The 15,161-nt window shown below is 66.8% G+C and carries 14 protein-coding genes; 10 read left to right on the top strand and 4 right to left on the bottom strand.

Going from position 1 to position 15,161, the window contains the following annotated elements:
* Positions 1-28: 28 nt before the first annotated feature.
* Positions 29-535 carry a YcgN family cysteine cluster protein gene (locus CJ014_RS14250; RefSeq protein WP_100081157.1) on the bottom strand — a complete coding sequence of 169 codons (507 nt, stop codon included), beginning with the start codon at positions 533-535 and terminating at the stop codon, positions 29-31.
* A gap of 81 nt (positions 536-616) precedes the next feature.
* Between CJ014_RS14250 and CJ014_RS14245 the strand changes: the two genes are divergently transcribed.
* The 3 genes from CJ014_RS14245 to CJ014_RS14235 are packed head-to-tail and all read left to right on the top strand — an operon-like array spanning position 617 to position 3,975.
* A complete protein-coding gene (locus CJ014_RS14245) occupies positions 617-2,845 on the top strand; it encodes a transglycosylase domain-containing protein (protein WP_207765755.1) in 2,229 nt (742 codons plus the stop codon).
* A gap of 12 nt (positions 2,846-2,857) precedes the next feature.
* Positions 2,858-3,442, top strand: coding sequence for a DUF1214 domain-containing protein (locus CJ014_RS14240; protein WP_100081155.1), 585 nt, complete (start codon positions 2,858-2,860; stop codon positions 3,440-3,442).
* Entirely contained in the window at positions 3,439-3,975 is a 537-nt protein-coding gene (locus CJ014_RS14235; RefSeq protein ID WP_100081154.1) for a hypothetical protein, read from the top strand. Before CJ014_RS14240 ends, CJ014_RS14235 begins: the two co-directional genes overlap by 4 nt.
* 7 nt (positions 3,976-3,982) lie before the next feature.
* On the opposite strand, the gene CJ014_RS14230 is transcribed toward CJ014_RS14235, so the two are convergent.
* Entirely contained in the window at positions 3,983-4,858 is an 876-nt protein-coding gene (locus CJ014_RS14230) for a hypothetical protein (RefSeq protein WP_133121857.1), read from the bottom strand.
* 486 nt (positions 4,859-5,344) lie between these two features.
* Between CJ014_RS14230 and CJ014_RS14225 the strand changes: the two genes are divergently transcribed.
* Both CJ014_RS14225 and CJ014_RS14220 read left to right on the top strand, forming a co-directional pair.
* Positions 5,345-6,478 carry a DUF2336 domain-containing protein gene (locus CJ014_RS14225; RefSeq protein WP_165790843.1) on the top strand — a complete coding sequence of 378 codons (1,134 nt, stop codon included), beginning with the start codon at positions 5,345-5,347 and terminating at the stop codon, positions 6,476-6,478.
* Positions 6,479-6,935: 457 nt separating this feature from the next.
* A complete protein-coding gene (locus CJ014_RS14220) occupies positions 6,936-7,355 on the top strand; it encodes a Ros/MucR family transcriptional regulator (RefSeq protein ID WP_100081151.1) in 420 nt (139 codons plus the stop codon).
* Between the two features lie 100 nt (positions 7,356-7,455).
* On the opposite strand, the gene CJ014_RS14215 is transcribed toward CJ014_RS14220, so the two are convergent.
* Positions 7,456-7,878, bottom strand: a complete 423-nt coding sequence (locus CJ014_RS14215; RefSeq protein ID WP_245427354.1) for a SufE family protein — start codon at positions 7,876-7,878, stop codon at positions 7,456-7,458.
* 157 nt (positions 7,879-8,035) lie between these two features.
* Entirely contained in the window at positions 8,036-8,413 is a 378-nt protein-coding gene (locus tag CJ014_RS14210) for a DUF5330 domain-containing protein (protein WP_100081149.1), read from the bottom strand.
* A 499-nt stretch (positions 8,414-8,912) separates the two neighbouring features.
* Between CJ014_RS14210 and CJ014_RS14205 the strand changes: the two genes are divergently transcribed.
* From CJ014_RS14205 to CJ014_RS14185, 5 genes are all read left to right on the top strand, one after another.
* The gene (locus CJ014_RS14205) at positions 8,913-10,700 is read left to right on the top strand and encodes a sensor histidine kinase (RefSeq protein WP_165790842.1); all 1,788 of its coding nucleotides are present in this window, start codon (positions 8,913-8,915) and stop codon (positions 10,698-10,700) included.
* A 3-nt stretch (positions 10,701-10,703) separates the two neighbouring features.
* Positions 10,704-11,594, top strand: coding sequence for a peptidoglycan-binding domain-containing protein (locus CJ014_RS14200; protein ID WP_100081147.1), 891 nt, complete (start codon positions 10,704-10,706; stop codon positions 11,592-11,594).
* 130 nt (positions 11,595-11,724) lie between these two features.
* Complete coding sequence (locus CJ014_RS14195; RefSeq protein ID WP_100081146.1) at positions 11,725-12,078, top strand: DUF1491 family protein; 354 nt, start codon at positions 11,725-11,727, stop codon at positions 12,076-12,078.
* Positions 12,079-12,161: 83 nt separating this feature from the next.
* Positions 12,162-14,249, top strand: coding sequence for a S9 family peptidase (locus CJ014_RS14190; protein ID WP_100081145.1), 2,088 nt, complete (start codon positions 12,162-12,164; stop codon positions 14,247-14,249).
* Positions 14,250-14,397: 148 nt separating this feature from the next.
* A complete protein-coding gene (locus tag CJ014_RS14185) occupies positions 14,398-14,994 on the top strand; it encodes a superoxide dismutase (RefSeq protein ID WP_100081313.1) in 597 nt (198 codons plus the stop codon).
* Positions 14,995-15,161 lie beyond the last annotated feature (167 nt).

Raw genomic sequence — 15,161 nt, 5'->3', positions numbered from 1 at the left:
GGCCTCCGTGGCCGAGGTCTCGTGCGGCCTATGCCCGCCGCCGTCTCTTGCGGCCCATCAGCCCGGGCAGCCGCGTCGGCCAGGTGACGATGCGGTCCTGCCACTCCTCCACCGGCCAGTCCTGCTCGCGCACCGTCTTGCCGCGCACCGAGACGCCGGCGCGATGAACGCTGTCCGGATCGCCGGAGACCAGCGGATGCCAGTCGTAGAGGTCGCGTCCCTCGGCGACGAGGCGATAGGTGCAGGTGGCCGGCAACCAGGAGAGCGTGCGCACTTCATGCGGCGTCAGGCGCACGCATTCGGGCACGATCGTCGAGCGGTTGGGATAGTCGCGGCAGCGGCAGCTTTCGCCGTCGAGCAGCGAGCAGCCGACATCCGTGTAGACGACGCGACCGGTGTCCTCGTCCTCGAGCTTGTTGAGGCAGCAGCGGGCGCAGCCGTCGCACAGGCTTTCCCACTCCGCATCGGTCATCTCCTCGAGGGTCTTCACGCGCCAGAAGGGCAGTTCGTCGTCTTTGCCGGTGTCGTCCGCCATCTTTTTCTCTGCGATCTGGTAACCGGAGCCGGAAAAGGTTAGTTTTCGACTTCCGAACATCCCTAACGCTTGGGCTCTACCGTGCCGGAATTCAAGAGCAATCCGCGTTGGCGCCTCTGGCTTCTCAGAATCGACGCCTTCGTCGACTCGGCCGCCTGGAACGCCTCGCAGGGCTTCTCGCGGTTCTGGGGCAGCCTTGTCGACTATTCCGGCCTGATCCGCATGCGCGGCTGGAAGCGCGGACTGTTCGAGCTCGTCTCGGAAGGAGCGACGCTCGGCACCGCCGGCTCCATCGTATTGCTGGTGTTCGCCATTCCGGCCTTCAAGGCGACGGAGGGCGACTGGCGCGCGCGCGGCGACTATGCCGTGACCTTCGAGGACAAGACCGGCGCGATCATCGGCCGGCGCGGCATGTTCCTTGACGACAGCGTGCCGCTTTCGGCGATGCCGCCCTATCTCATCGAGGCGACGCTGGCCACCGAGGACCGGCGCTTCTACGACCATTTCGGCATCGACCCGCTCGGCACCTTCCGCGCCGTCGTGTCGAATGCCAGGGCCGGCGGCGTCGTTCAGGGCGGCTCGACCATCACCCAGCAGCTCGCCAAGAACCTGTTCCTTTCGAACGAGCGCACCATCCAGCGCAAGATCAACGAGGCCTACCTCGCCCTGTGGCTCGAGGCGCAGCTTTCCAAGGACGAGATCCTGAAACTCTACCTCGACCGCGCCTACATGGGCGGCGGCACGCACGGCGTCGCGGCGGCGTCGGAGTATTATTTCGGCAAGTCGGTCAAGTCGCTGACGCTGGCCGAGGCGGCCATGCTGTCCGGCCTCTACAAGGCGCCGACCAAATATTCGCCCAACAACAACATCGCCGCCGCCCGCGCCCGCGCCAACCAGGTGCTGTCCAACCTCGTCGACGCCGGCTTCATGACCGAAGCGCAGGTGACGTCGGCCCGCCGCAATCCGGCGACGCCGGTGCCCTCGGCGAACGGCAACGCGCCCGACTGGTTCCTCGACTGGGCCTTCGAGGAGGTGAAGCGCATCGCGCCGCCCGGCGACCGCACCATCACCGTCCGCACCACGCTCGACCCGATGATCCAGAAGACGGCCGATGCCGCCATCGCCGACAGCCTCCGGCAATATGGCCAGCAATACAAGGTGAAGCAGGCGGCCACCGTGGTGCAGAGCCTCGACGGCGCCGTCCGCGCCATGGTCGGCGGCAGCGACTATGGCGAGAGCCTGTTCAACCGCGCCGTCTACGCGCTGCGCCAGCCCGGCTCGTCCTTCAAGCCCTTCGTCTACGCCACCGCCTTCATGAACGGCTACGCGCCGGACGACATGATCTCCGACGCACCGATCAGCATCGGCAACTGGAGCCCGCGCAACTACGGCCGCTCCTACGCCGGCCGGATTTCGCTCAGGACCGCCATCGCCAAATCGATCAACACCGTGCCGGTGCGGCTTGCCGAGAGTTTCGGACGCGGCAAGATCGTCGAAACGGCGCACAAGCTCGGCATCCGCAGCGAGCTCAAGATCACCCGCGCCCTGCCGCTCGGCGTCGCCGAGGTCACGGCGCTCGACATGGTCGGCGCCTACACGGGCTTTGCCACCGGCGGCCTCAAGTCGACGCCCTATGCCGTCGAGTGGACCAAGACCCGCGCCGGCGTCATCACCTACGACCGGGCGCGCGACGAGCCGCCGCCCGAGCAGGTGCTGCCCGAGGAGATCGCCTACGACATGAACAGCGTGCTGTCGACGGTGGTGAACGCCGGCACCGGCGGCAAGGCGAAGTTTCCCGGCCAGATGCAGGCCGGCAAGACCGGCACGACGCAGGCCTATCGCGACGCCTGGTTCGTCGGCTACACCGGCTGGTACGCCGCTTCGGTCTGGTTCGGCAACGACGACTATACCTCGACGGCCAACATGACCGGTGGCAGCCTGCCGGCCATTGCCTGGCACGCCATCATGGAGCCGATCCACAAGGGTCTCGGCTTCAAGCCGATCCCGGGCGTGCCGGTGCCGGCCGATCTCGTAGCCTCGGTGGGCAAGCCGGTGGCGACGGCCGCGGCGCCGTCCGAGACCGACGTTTCGCCGCAATCGCTGACGCCGGCCGCCGTGTCGGTGATCCGCGACGTCGGCACCAGCATGCGCGCCCGCGTTCCCGAGGCGAAAGCCCGGGAGGCGGCCCTGGTTCCGGCCGCCGCGAGCGAGCCGCTCCCCCTCGTCACGCCTTCCGCCGTGGGACGGCCGAACACCTTCCTCAACGGCCTTTCGCTGCTTGGCGCTTCAGACGCCGCGGCCCCTCGCTGACCGGTCGCACCAGTGCTCGCTACGCTCCGCTTCATCCTGGTAATCCTGGCCGGCATCCTTCTCGGCCTCGTCTCGGCCTGGTGGGCCGTCGGCAACCTTCGTTTCGAGGGAAGCCGCACCATTGGCCAGTGGTCGCTGCAAAACGACGGCGCCAAGGCCAATCCCTACGAGGCGGTGCGGGCCGCCAGGCGCGGCGGCGGCGGCCTCGGCCCGAGCGAGGGCATCGAGCTCACCACCGAGGTCAGCGCCGACGGCAAGCCGCTCGCGGCGGCCTGCGCCTATCTCGTCGCCGGCCCGATGCCCCAGGGCGTGCTGTGGACGCTGACGGTCTCCGATCGCGACGGGCGGCTGCCCGGCAACCCCGCCCGCCGCGTCGGCTTCACCTCGCTCGACGCCATGACGTTCGGCCCGGCGCGGCAGATTCGCATATCGATCGGCCGCGACGTTCGTCCGGGCGATTTCGTCGCGACCACCGGCCTGTCCAGCCTCCGCCTGACGCTGCGTCTCTATTCGCCGACCCTTGCGACCCGCGCGCCGGGTCCCGAGCAACTTCCCACGGTGACCTCTCTTGGCTGCGAGGAAGGGGAAGCCTCATGATCGACACCGGCCTCCGCTGGTTTGCAGCCATATTCTGCATCGCCGGGCTCACCCACATCGGCGCGGTCCTGCTCGCGCCCGGCCAGTCCCGCGATCTGGCCTTCACCGGCGTCGATACCAGCGGGACGGACGGCAGGCTTGCGCGCGTCGACAACAGCAACACCGCCGCCGATCTCGATCCGGCCTTCCTCAACGCCGTGTGCCGCTTCGACAGCGACAGCGGGCCGATGCGGCTCACCGGCGCCATGCCCGCCAGCTATTGGTCGATCGCGGCGATGGCGGACGACGGGCGGATCCTGTCGACCCTGTCGCGGGAAGACCTGCGCGGCAGCGACATCGACCTTCTGGTCGGCCGCACCGCCGCTCTCGACGCCGCCCGCCAGGCGGCCGGCATCGATTCGATCGAGACCATGTCGCTGCCCGTCGATACCGGCTTCGTGCTGGTGCGCCTGTTCGCCGGCGACCTCGACGATCGCAGCCGCGCCGAGGAAGCCTTCGACAGGCTTCAATGCCGGCCGGCGCTCCCGGACTGAGCTTGCGCTATTTCTGCGGCACCGGCTCGTCGAAGGGATCGGGCGCCGTCATCAGCCTGGAGGGACGCGCCGGCCCGCGCGGCACCGCCGTGCGGATCGGCGGCGCACCGAAGCATTTCGAGAACACCAGCGTATCGTAGGCGCGGTTGGCGGTGAACAGTTGCCCGGACGGCGCCTCCACCTGGAAATGGTCGATGGCGTAGCGATAGGACGCCGCCCGATAGCCCAACGCCTGCCAGACCCAGGCGATGGTCTCCTCGTTCTCCCACACCCGCGCCTCGGCCCCCTCGTGCAGCCCCGCCTCGACGAGACGCTGGCGCCTGAGGGCGCCGAGCCGCTCGACGTCGTCGCGCCGCACCCGCGCGGCGACCGCGCAGAAGGGAGGGATCAGCGCCGTGTCGGCGCCGGCGTCGTCGATGATCCGCGTCCACAGCGTCTCCGTCGAGACGCGGCCATCCGACAGGAGATGGCGGTGATAGCGGCCGCGGTCGTAGGCGGGGGCGACAAGCGGCAGGGCCACCTGCGGGAACATGGCGGCTGTCTCGGGCGACATGGCGTCGCCGCCCTTCAGGATCGGCAGGATGCGCGTCCGCTCGCCTTCGACCAGCGTGTCGAGCCACCAGTCGCGGACATGCGGCGCGCGCACGAAAGCCCAGGCGCGATTGCGCAGCTCGATCTCGTCGTCGGTCAGGGGAAAGGCGGAAACCGGCTCCTTGCGCGCCTGCGACGCCATGAGATTGCCGGCCGCCGGCAACAGCGTGTCGTGCAGGAAGGACGGCTCGGCGCGTCCAAAATCGCCGGTCGGACGGCCACAGGCGGCAACCGCGATCATGATCAGGGCCAGCGCGCCGCCGGCCCTCCAGTCACCCAAACGCGCGGCCACAATGCTTCTCCGGTCGTTTCGACCGCGAGTCTTCCGGATTCGCGGGGCCGGCGCAAGCCCGCCGATAGCGGCGCGTGGGGGAGCTGATTCAGGCGGATGCCGGCCGGCGCGATACCCCGCCCGGCTTGCGAGCCGTCCGCCGCTTCGGCGATTTGGGTGAGGCGGCCGGATCGGGCTCGTCGCCGGCACGGGACGGCAGAACGGTTACCTCGCAAAAACCGTTCGTCGGTTTTCGACGCGCACGGATGGCCGGCAGACCGAAAGCTACCACCTCGCCCACGGCACCCTCCAGGGCCGGAAAGGTTCACAGCGAATAACGCGCTTGGACGATTGCCGCGCTCAAGCACTTTCGCCTCGTTCCATCATCATTCCGTCGCCAGAGTTAACAAATGGTTTACGATTTGGACGGCATTCTCAGCATGTTCGGCTGCCGGTCGACATGGCCAGAATCGGCGGCGAAACACTCATGTTCGGGATGGCTTTGAAATGGCGTCGCCCCCGTTTTCAAGCGGCATTTTCGGCCTCGTCAAAGGCAGCGACGGCGCGCGATCCCGCTCCCTTCTCAGGGAGGCGACCGAGCTTTACGTGTCGGAGCCCGTTCACACGCGCTCGGAAACCGCCATGTACGAAGAGCTGGCGGCGCAACTGCTCAAGGTGACGGGCCTTCAGGACCGCATTCGCATCGCCACCCTTCTCGCCGACTACAGCGAGGTGCCGGCGTCGGTCATGCGGTCGTTGCTGCACGACATATTCCCCGTTTCCTCGGTGATGATCGAGAAGTCGAAAAGCATATCCGAGGGGCAGTTGCTGGCGCTGGCGGCGACCGCCTCGCCGAGCCATCTCGAGATGATCGCCGCCCGCAAGAACCTTCAGCCGGCCGTCGTGGAGGCGCTGCTCGGACGCATGCGCGCCGATGGCCTGACGGCGCTCGCCGCCAATCCTAGCCTGCATTTCTCGCCCAGCGCCGTCCGGCACCTGGTGGAGAACGCGCACGGCAATCCGCGGCTGGCCCGGCTTCTCGCCGCCCGCATGGACGACGTGCAGGACACCGACCTGATCGACCTGTTCCTCGATCTCGACGGCCGCGGCCGCCGCCGCGTCATCCAGGCGCTGGAAATCGCCGCGCTCCGGGAGTTCGCCGCCCGCCGGCCGCTGCCGCGCGTGCCGATGCCCGATGCCGACAAGGTGGCGACGCTCGCCCGCGCCTGCCTGCAGCGCAACACCGAGGCCATGGCGCGGATGCTGTCGGACATCACCGGTCTCGACGCCCCGTTCCTGGTGCGGCTGCTCGCCGATCAGGGCGGCGAGCCGCTGTCGATCTGCCTGAAGGCGGCCGGCGTCGACACCGGCATCGCCACCCGCGTCATCCTGTTCTCCGGCGTCGACGACACGCGCAGCTATTTCGACGTCAAGCGGCTCGTCGACCTCTACGAGATGGTGTCGCTTCGCTCGGCGCTGCTCCTGGTCGACCGCTGGCGCGGCGTGGTTCCCGCCGCGAGGCGGGCGCCGGTTCACGTGCCGCAGGCCCAGGCCGGCACGCCCGTCCGCGCGACGGCGAGCGGGGGCAGCCACGGCGAAAAGCCGGCCGAGACGCCGCAGATCAGACGCGACCGCGCTTGAGGCCAGGCTTTATTCTGCGGGCCTATTTCGCGTCGGCGGCGCGGCCGTCGGGCCATCCCGGATAAACTGTCCGTCTCCCTTCGGGCCGCGCCGCCATGGCCGGCAAGACGGTCATGATTCGATCCATCTTGCGCCCCGGGCCGGATTTCGGCGGCATGAGCTCGGTCTCACCAATGCGACAGCCTGTCCATGCACAGGCAACTTCAGTGTGCTGCGAGCGTCTTGTGGATATTTTCCTAGCATTCGCTGGGTGGGAATGCGGTTTTCATCGTATTGGTGTCACTCTTGTCCAAGTTCCACTTGTTTTCATTTTTGAAGCGCTGTAATGAGATGTCCGACAGCAGATCATGAGTTTGTTGCGGTTTTGCAGGTAGAATTCTTCCAAAAGTTCTCACCTGGCTGAGAAGTTAATGAGACGCAACAGAAATATCCGAATTCAAGCAGGACAGGTACAAAGATGAGCGAGATGGAAGACGACCTGACGATAATCGACCTAGCCGCGCATATCGTCGCCGCTTATGTCGGCAACAATTCCGTACCGGCTTCGGAACTGCCGAACCTGATCTTCGACGTTGTCGGCGCTCTCAACCGCGTGCAGGGCGGGGCTCCGCAGGAAGTCGAAGCCGAGCCGGTGCGCCCGGCCGTTCCGGTCAAGAAGTCGGTGACCAACGACTACATCATCTGCCTTGAGGACGGGAAGAAGTTCAAGTCGCTCAAGCGGCACCTGCGCACCCACTACAACATGTCGCCGGAAGAATATCGCGAGAAGTGGGGCCTGCCGGCCGACTATCCGATGGTCGCCCCCAACTATGCGGCCGCCCGTTCGGATCTCGCCAAGAAGATGGGCCTCGGCCAGCAGCGTCGCCGCAGCCGCTGATCGGCCCCGCCCGACGAACCATGACAAGCCCGGCTTCCCGCCGGGCTTTTCTTTTGCGGCCGATTCAGCACCGGCGACGCTCCCGGGCCGGAATTGCTCCTCAGCCTCCGGCGTCCTGGGCGATCTTGCGCAGGCGCTCGACCATCGACCGCAGGCCGTTCGAGCGTTGCGGCGTGAGATGTTCGCGCAGGTTCAGTTCGTTGAAGATCGCCTCGGGATCGATCGACAGCACCTCCGAGACGGGCTTGCCCGAATAGGTGGCGTGCAGGATGGCGATCAGCCCGCGAACGATCAGGGCGTCGGAATCTCCGACGAAAGTCAGCACCGGATCGACCTTGTCGGCGGACAGATGCGGCTTGAGCCAGACCTGGCTGACGCAGCCGCGCACCTTGTTGTCCTCGCTGTGGTCGCCCTCGGCGAGCGGCTCCAGCTCCTTGCCGAGCTCGATCACGTAGCGGTAGCGATCTTCCCAGTCGTCGAGAAGCGAGAAGTTCTCGCGGATTTCGTCGAGGGTCGCCGCCACGTTCCGTCTCCATATTCGTTGCGCCGGCCCGGTATAGACCGCCGGCGGCGGTAAAGAAAGAGACCGCCGGACCATGGGTCGCGGCGGTCGAGTTCCCGGCGGACATGGTCGCCGGGCAGGGAAATTGTGGCGACAGGCATCGGGCCGACCGGCCGGATCAGATGCCCTGCGGCGCCTTGCCCGGTCCGCGCCAGGCGGGGGCGAGGTCGGTGGCGGTCAGCGTGCCGTGATCCACGTTGGCGGCGCCGGCCTTGTCGTCGAGCGAACGGTCGATGAAGTCGTAGACCATGCGGGCGCCGGTCTGGGCCTTCAGCATGAAAGTGGTGGCGACCCGGCCGCCGATTTCGCAGGCGGTGGGGTTGCGGCCGCAGAAGCCGCTCATGTCGGAGAGGGTCGCCTGGGCGGCGCTTGCCGCCTCGAGCGCCCCGATCGGCTGCACCTCGGCCGTCCGGGCCTGCTGCTCGGCCGCGTGGTCGACGGGAATGAGGAAGATGACCACGGACAGCCAGAATGCCGTCCTCAGGAGAAACATCATGATGCAATTCCCTGTTGTTCATCGCCCCTCAAAGGGCGTTCGGATCTTTCGCGGTCGAAACCGTCGCTGTCCGTTCGATGTTCCCGATCTAGCAGGGACGTTTTAGGATCGAATTAGGCCGGTCATTCAAATTGCAGGAAAATTCGACGAAAATTTGAGTTCAATTTTATCGATCCGCCCCCTTCGCGACGCGGCACGCCGAATTCGTGAGGTTTATCGTGGGTTTCCGGATAGCTCGCGAGGGTGTTCACCCATGCTTAACCGTGAATTCGATCTTTTCGACCAAATCCCTTTTTGAAGGCGCCTCACCCCCTCGTCCCGTGCCCGCCATCAACATTCCATAAAGGGGCACGTGGCACCGTGGTTTCAGAAAAGACAAATGGCCCAGCCCGGAGCAGGCCCGCCAACAGCGGAAAATCTTCGGAACGAGGGCCGGCATGTCGGCGGCGACCGCGCGGAATTCCCGCAAAAGTTGCCGACCCGCCTGCGATGGGGATGCGTGTTGCGTAACTGTGAGCTCAGAGCCGCGCTGGAGCGCTCGTTCGATCACCTTGTGCATAGCTCGGTGGCCGACGATCCGGTCGAGGTCAACAGGCACAGGGGGTTCATTGCCTCGCATCTGATCAGCGGGTTTGCCGCCTTCGGCCTCATTCCGCCGGCGCTCGCCGTCGACGCATCGTCGGCAGGCTTCACCGCCACCACCCTGTCCGTCCTGGGGCTGGAGATTCTCGTCGCGCTGTTCGTGTCCCGCACGGGCCGTCTGGCGCAGGGCTTCCTGCTATCGGCGGCCATCCTGACCATCCTCGCGGTCTGGGTCGCGCTCCATACCGGCGGTCTCGGATCGTTCGCCGTCGTCTGGTTCGCGATCGCGCCGATCGAGGCGGCGCTGTCGGGCCGGCGCTCGACGGTCACCGGCGCGGCGCTGATCAGCGGCGCCGGCTTCCTGCTGACCGCCGCCCTTACCGCCACCGGCGAGGCCGGGCACAATCTCGCCTTTGCCGGCGACAACACGACCATGAGCTTCCTCGCCTGCGTGATCGCCCTCGGCTACGCCTCGGGCGTGGCAATCAGCATCGAGCGGCGGGAGCGCGCCACCTCGCTGTCCATCGCCCGCCAGGAGCAGCGCTACCGGTTGCTCGCCGAGGCGATGAGCGACCTCGTGACCTGCCACAATCCCTCCGGCGACGTCACCTTCGCCTCCCCGGCCGCCATGCGCCTCCTGTCGGTGCGGCCGGCCGACCTGGTGGCGGAGGGCCTGTTCCGCCGCGTCCACATCGGCGACCGCCCGGCCTATCTTTCCGCCATCTCCGTGGCGCTGCACCAGGGCGCCGCCCGCGTCGAGTACCGCCTGCGCTGCGGCGAGGAACAGGACACCGACGGCTGGATCTGGGTCGAATCGCACATGCGGCATCTGGCCGACGAGCAGGGCGACGACGCGGTGGTGACCGTCACCCGCGACATCTCCGAGCGCAAGCGGCACGAGGCGGAGCTCGAAAACCTTCGCGTCGATTCGGAGGCGGCCAACCTCGCCAAGACCCGCTTCCTCGCCAACATGAGCCACGAACTGCGGACGCCGCTCAACGCCATCATCGGCTTCTCCGACATTCTCAACCAGGAACTGTTCGGCAAGTTCGAATTCGACCGGCAGCGGGAATATTCCGGCCTCATCAAGGAGTCCGGCGAGCACCTCCTGCAGGTGGTCAACGACATCCTCGACCTGTCGAAGATCGAGTGCGGTTCGTTCGACGTCAATCCGGAGGCCTTCCGCGTCGGTCCGCTGGTCGACCGCTGCCGCCAGATGATGGCGCCGCAGGCCGAGAAAGCCGGCATCGCGCTGACCTGCGACATCGAGCCCAACCTGCCCGAGCTGGTCGCCGATCCGCGCGCCTGCCGCCAGATCGTTCTCAACCTGCTGTCCAACGCGGTGAAGTTCTCCAACCGCGGCGGCCTCGTGGTGTGCTCGGTCCGCCGCCAGGGACGCCGCATGGCCATCGCGGTGCGGGACAACGGCATCGGCATCGCCGAACCGGATCTCTGCCGCGTCGGCAGTCCGTTCTTCCAAGCCGAGACCGGCTATGACCGCAAGCAGGCCGGCACCGGCCTGGGGCTTTCGGTGGTGAAGGGCCTGGTGGCGCTGCACGGCGGCCAGGTGATGATCGATTCCGACCTGGGCAAGGGCACCACCGTCACGGTCCTGCTGCCGATGCAGCCGTCGCGCGACGGGGTCGAGCCAATTTCCCGCGTTCTGGACATCGACCAGATCCAGCGCGTGGCGCGGAGGGCCTGAGACATGGCGGGACGCAAGACCCACGACAAAACGGGACTTGTCGCCCTCCTGGTCAGGGGGGCCGTCGGCAATCCGATGGTCACGGTCGGCGGCCTGATGATGACGGCCACCGCCGTTGCCATCATGGCCAACGCCCTTGCCTTGCAGCCGCGCGCCCATCCGGCGCCGCTGTTCGTCGGCACCCGCCCCGCCGCGCCCGCCGACTTGGCCGTCGCGCAGCCGCCGGCGCTCCGGTCGTCCGACGGCTCGGCGGCCGGCGCCACCGACCACAGCCTGATCGCCGACATCCAGCAGGGCCTGAAGGACTTCGGCTACTACAAGGGCGAAGTCGACGGCCTCGACGGTCCGCAGACCTCCCAGGCCATCCTCGCCTTCGAGCGGGCCTTCCGCCTGACGCCGACCGGCGCGCCGTCGAACAACGTCCTGCTCGCCATCCGGTCCGTGCGGCCGAAGACCAGCCTCAACGGCGAGGCTGCGATCGCCGCCGATCCGCTGACCCTCGCCTCGCTGCCGACGGCCTCCCCCGCCCCGGTGCCGCCCCCCAAGCCGGGCGCCGCCGCCATGGAGCCCGCCGCCGACGGGACGCCGGCCGCCGCCGCCTCCAGCGACGGCATCGGCGATCTCATCGCCTCGACGGCGCCGGCGGCCGCCGGCACGGCGTCCGCTGCGGCGGCATCCACGGCGGATGTCGCGCCGGCGGCGGCCAATACCAATCTGGCGCGAATCCAGCGCTCGCTGTCGCAACAGGGGTTCGGCCCGGTCGCCATCGACGGCGTGATGTCGGCCGAGACGCGCGAGGCCATCAGGCGTTTCCAGGCCTATTACAACCTGCCGCAGAGCGGCGTGATCGACGAGGCCTTCATCGGCCAGCTCGTCAAGGTGGGCGGTCTCTAGGGCCGAGACCGACCTCGATCACTCAATTGTCATCGGCGCCGACCGAGTGCCGATGTCACCGCGCCAGGCAACCCTTGCTCCCGGCGGCGGTCCGTGGTTTGAACGGCAGGTTCCGCCTTCGAGCACGGCCATGGCCCGCATCACCTCCGATTTCTTCGTTTCGGCCTACGTCCGCCGGCGCAACGACGCCGGCTTGTTCACCGCGGTGGTCCGCAAGGGCGCAGCGGAGGCCGGCGCCATTTTCGTCAAGGTGTCGCGCCTCGACGGCACCGCCGATCTCTACGGCCCGGCGCCGCAAGTCTACCTCGACGACATCGACCCGGCGGTCGCCGACGGCCGGGTGTTCGAGCCGCTGCTCGCCGGCGCGCCGGAGCCGGACGTCGACGCCCGCCTGCAGTCCGAGCGGCGCTTCGACGGCGACTGCTGGATCGTCGAAACCGAGGATCGGCAAGGCACGGCCGACCTCGATATTGTCGGAACCTGATCGCGCGACGGCGTGTTTGACTGTTGCCCCGCCGGCACCTTTGGGGATATCCCTCCAGCCGTTTTGCAGTTTTCGGAGCGTCCATGACCGAGATGAAGCCCCCTTGCGCCGAGAAGCGGCCCGTCGTGACGACCATCCACGACGTCGACCTCGTCGATGACTACGCCTGGCTTCGCGCCGACAACTGGCAGGACGTTCTGCGCGATCCCGATCTGCTCGACCCGGCCATCCGGGCGCATCTCGAGGCCGAGAACGCCTACTGCGATGCCTACATGGCCGACACCGTCGGCCTGCAGAAGACGCTGGTGGCCGAGATGCGCGGGCGCATTCTCGAGGATGATTCCTCGGTGCCGCTGCCGGACGGCCCCTATGCCTATGCCAGCCGCTATCTCACCGGAGCGCAGCATCCGCGCCTCGTCCGCACGCTGCGCGACGGCGGTCCGGAGGAACTGCTGCTCGACGCCGACGAGCTGGCGCGCGGCAAACCCTATTTCAGCCTGGGCGGCGCCAGCCACAGCCCCGACCACAAGCTGCTCGCCTATAGCGTCGACGACACCGGCTCGGAATTCCACGTCATCCGCGTCCGCGACCTCGACGCCGATGCCGATCTCGCCGACGAGATTCCCAACACCTCCGGCGGCGTCGCCTGGGCGGCCGATTCCCGCTCCTTCTTCTACACCTACATCAACGACAACCACCGCACCGAGAAGGTGCTTCGCCATGTGATCGGCACGCCGGCCGAGGACGACATCGTCGTTTACGTCGAGGAGGACCCCGGCTTCTTCTGCGGCGTCGACAAGACGCAGTCCGGCCGCTTCATCGTCATCGATTCGCACGACCACCAGACCTCCGAGGTCCGCCTGATCGACGCCGAGGCGCCGGACAGCCCGCCGCGCCTCGTCACGGCGCGGGAGACCGAGGTCGAGTATTCGATCGAGGACGACGGCGACGACCGAGTCTACATCCTGACCAACGCCGATGGCGCCGAGGACTTCAAGATCGTCAACGCGCCGCTCAAAAGCCCGGGCCGCGACAACTGGATCGATGTCGTCGCCCACGAACCGGGCCGGCTCATCCTGTCGATGTCGATCTTCCGGGGTCGGATGGTGCGTCTCGAGCGGGTGGGAGGCCTGCCGCGCATCGTCATCCGCGAGCTGTCGAGCGGCCACGAGCATGCCATCGCCTTCCCCGAGGAAGCCTATTCGCTCGGGCTGTCGGGTTCCTACGAGTTCGACACCAACATCGTGCGCTTCACCTATTCCTCGCCGACCACGCCGGCGCAGGTCTACGACTACGAGATGGAGACCGGCGAACGCTTCCTGCGGAAGACGCAGGAGGTGCCGTCCGGCCACGAGCCGTCCGACTACGTGACGCGCCGTGTCATGGCGCCGGCGGCCGACGGCGAGAGCGTGCCGGTCACCCTGCTCTACCGCGCCGATACGCCGCTCGACGGCTCGGCGCCCTGCCTGCTCTACGGCTACGGCGCCTATGGAATTGCCATCCCGGCGTCGTTTTCGACCCGCATCCTGTCGCTGGTCGACCGCGGCTTCGTCTATGCCATCGCCCATATCCGCGGCGGCAACGAAAAGGGGCACCGGTGGTACCTCGCCGGCAAGCACCTCAACAAGCCCAATACCTTCAAGGACTTCATCGCCGCTGCCCGCTATCTCTGCGACAAAGGCTTTACCTCGGAAGGCCGCATCGTCGCCCATGGCGGCTCGGCCGGCGGCATGCTGATGGGCGCGGTCGCCAACATGGCGCCCTCCCTCTGGGGGGCGGTGCTGGCCGCCGTTCCCTTCGTCGACGTGCTCAACACCATGCTCGATGCCACGCTGCCGCTCACCCCGCCGGAGTGGCCCGAGTGGGGCAACCCGCTCGAAAGCATCGACGACTTCCAGTTGATCGCGTCCTATAGCCCTTACGAAAACCTCATGACGCAGGACTACCCACCGATGTTCGTGCTGGCCGGGCTTGCCGACCCGCGCGTCACCTACTGGGAGCCGGCGAAATGGCTGGCGCGCCTGCGGGCGCTCAAGACCGACGACAACGCGCAGGTCATGCACGTCAACATGGATGCCGGCCACGGCGGCGCCTCCGGCCGCTTCGACGAGCTGAAGGAAACGGCCCTCGAATACGCCTTTGCGCTAAAGGTGATGGGCAAAGCTAACTAATTCGATTTGCTCGCCGAATGGCGCATGGTAGCCATGAATCGACTCGTGGTGCATTGCCGCCATCAGGAAAAGTAACTATCTATTCCGCATGCACCACCGCCGGGCGGCGATGCTCAGTTTCAGAACGCTTTTTTTTGAGGAGACGACCATGGCTTTCGAGCTGAACGACCTTCCCTATGCCTATGATGCGCTTGGCCCCTACATGTCGCAGGAGACGCTGGAGTATCATCACGACAAGCATCACCTCGCCTATGTCAACAACGGCAACAACCTGATCAAAGGCACCGAGTGGGAAGGCAAGAGCATCGAGGAAGTTGTAAAGGGCTCCTTCGGCAAGAATCCCGCCCTTTTCAACAACGTTGCACAGCATTACAATCACTTCTATTTCTGGCAGTGGATGAAGCCGAACGGCGGCGGCGCCATTCCCGGCGAGCTGCTCAAGAAGATCAACGAGGACCTCGGCGGCCTCGACAAGTTCCGCGCCGACTTCATCCAGGCCGGCATGACCCAGTTCGGTTCGGGTTGGGCCTGGCTGGCGCTGAAGGACGGCAAGCTCGCCATTTCCAAGACGCCGAACGGCGAGAATCCGCTGGTGTCCGGCGGGACGCCGCTGCTCGGCGTCGACGTGTGGGAGCATTCCTACTACATCGACTATCGCAACCTGCGTCAGAAGTATCTCGAAGCCTTCTTCGACAATCTGGTCAACTGGGAGTTCGTTGCCGAACTCTACGCCAAGGCCGGCTGAACGGGCCGTCCTTCGCGGCCGCCGGTTGAAACGGCGGGCCTTCCATCGGGGCTCCGGCACGTCCGGGGCCCTGTCTTTATTCAGGAATATATGTTGTCCGGCGCAGTGCCAGCCACTATCACTATCGTGGTGGGGACTGGGGTGGTTCGCGCTCCGGGATTATTCAT

The sequence above is a fragment of the Pleomorphomonas carboxyditropha genome, assembly GCF_002770725.1.
In the GTDB taxonomy this organism is placed as follows: domain Bacteria; phylum Pseudomonadota; class Alphaproteobacteria; order Rhizobiales; family Pleomorphomonadaceae; genus Pleomorphomonas; species Pleomorphomonas carboxyditropha.
This window is presented reverse-complemented; position numbering and strand designations above follow the sequence as displayed.

Coding starts and splice junctions, on each gene's coding strand:
- CJ014_RS14250 (WP_100081157.1), bottom strand. CDS start 535: ATGGCGGACGACACCGGCAAAGACGACGAACTGCCCTTCTGGCGCGTG.
- CJ014_RS14235 (WP_100081154.1), top strand. CDS start 3,439: ATGATCGACACCGGCCTCCGCTGGTTTGCAGCCATATTCTGCATCGCC.
- CJ014_RS14225 (WP_165790843.1), top strand. CDS start 5,345: ATGGCGTCGCCCCCGTTTTCAAGCGGCATTTTCGGCCTCGTCAAAGGC.
- CJ014_RS14220 (WP_100081151.1), top strand. CDS start 6,936: ATGAGCGAGATGGAAGACGACCTGACGATAATCGACCTAGCCGCGCAT.
- CJ014_RS14210 (WP_100081149.1), bottom strand. CDS start 8,413: ATGATGTTTCTCCTGAGGACGGCATTCTGGCTGTCCGTGGTCATCTTC.
- CJ014_RS14200 (WP_100081147.1), top strand. CDS start 10,704: ATGGCGGGACGCAAGACCCACGACAAAACGGGACTTGTCGCCCTCCTG.
- CJ014_RS14195 (WP_100081146.1), top strand. CDS start 11,725: ATGGCCCGCATCACCTCCGATTTCTTCGTTTCGGCCTACGTCCGCCGG.
- CJ014_RS14190 (WP_100081145.1), top strand. CDS start 12,162: ATGACCGAGATGAAGCCCCCTTGCGCCGAGAAGCGGCCCGTCGTGACG.
- CJ014_RS14185 (WP_100081313.1), top strand. CDS start 14,398: ATGGCTTTCGAGCTGAACGACCTTCCCTATGCCTATGATGCGCTTGGC.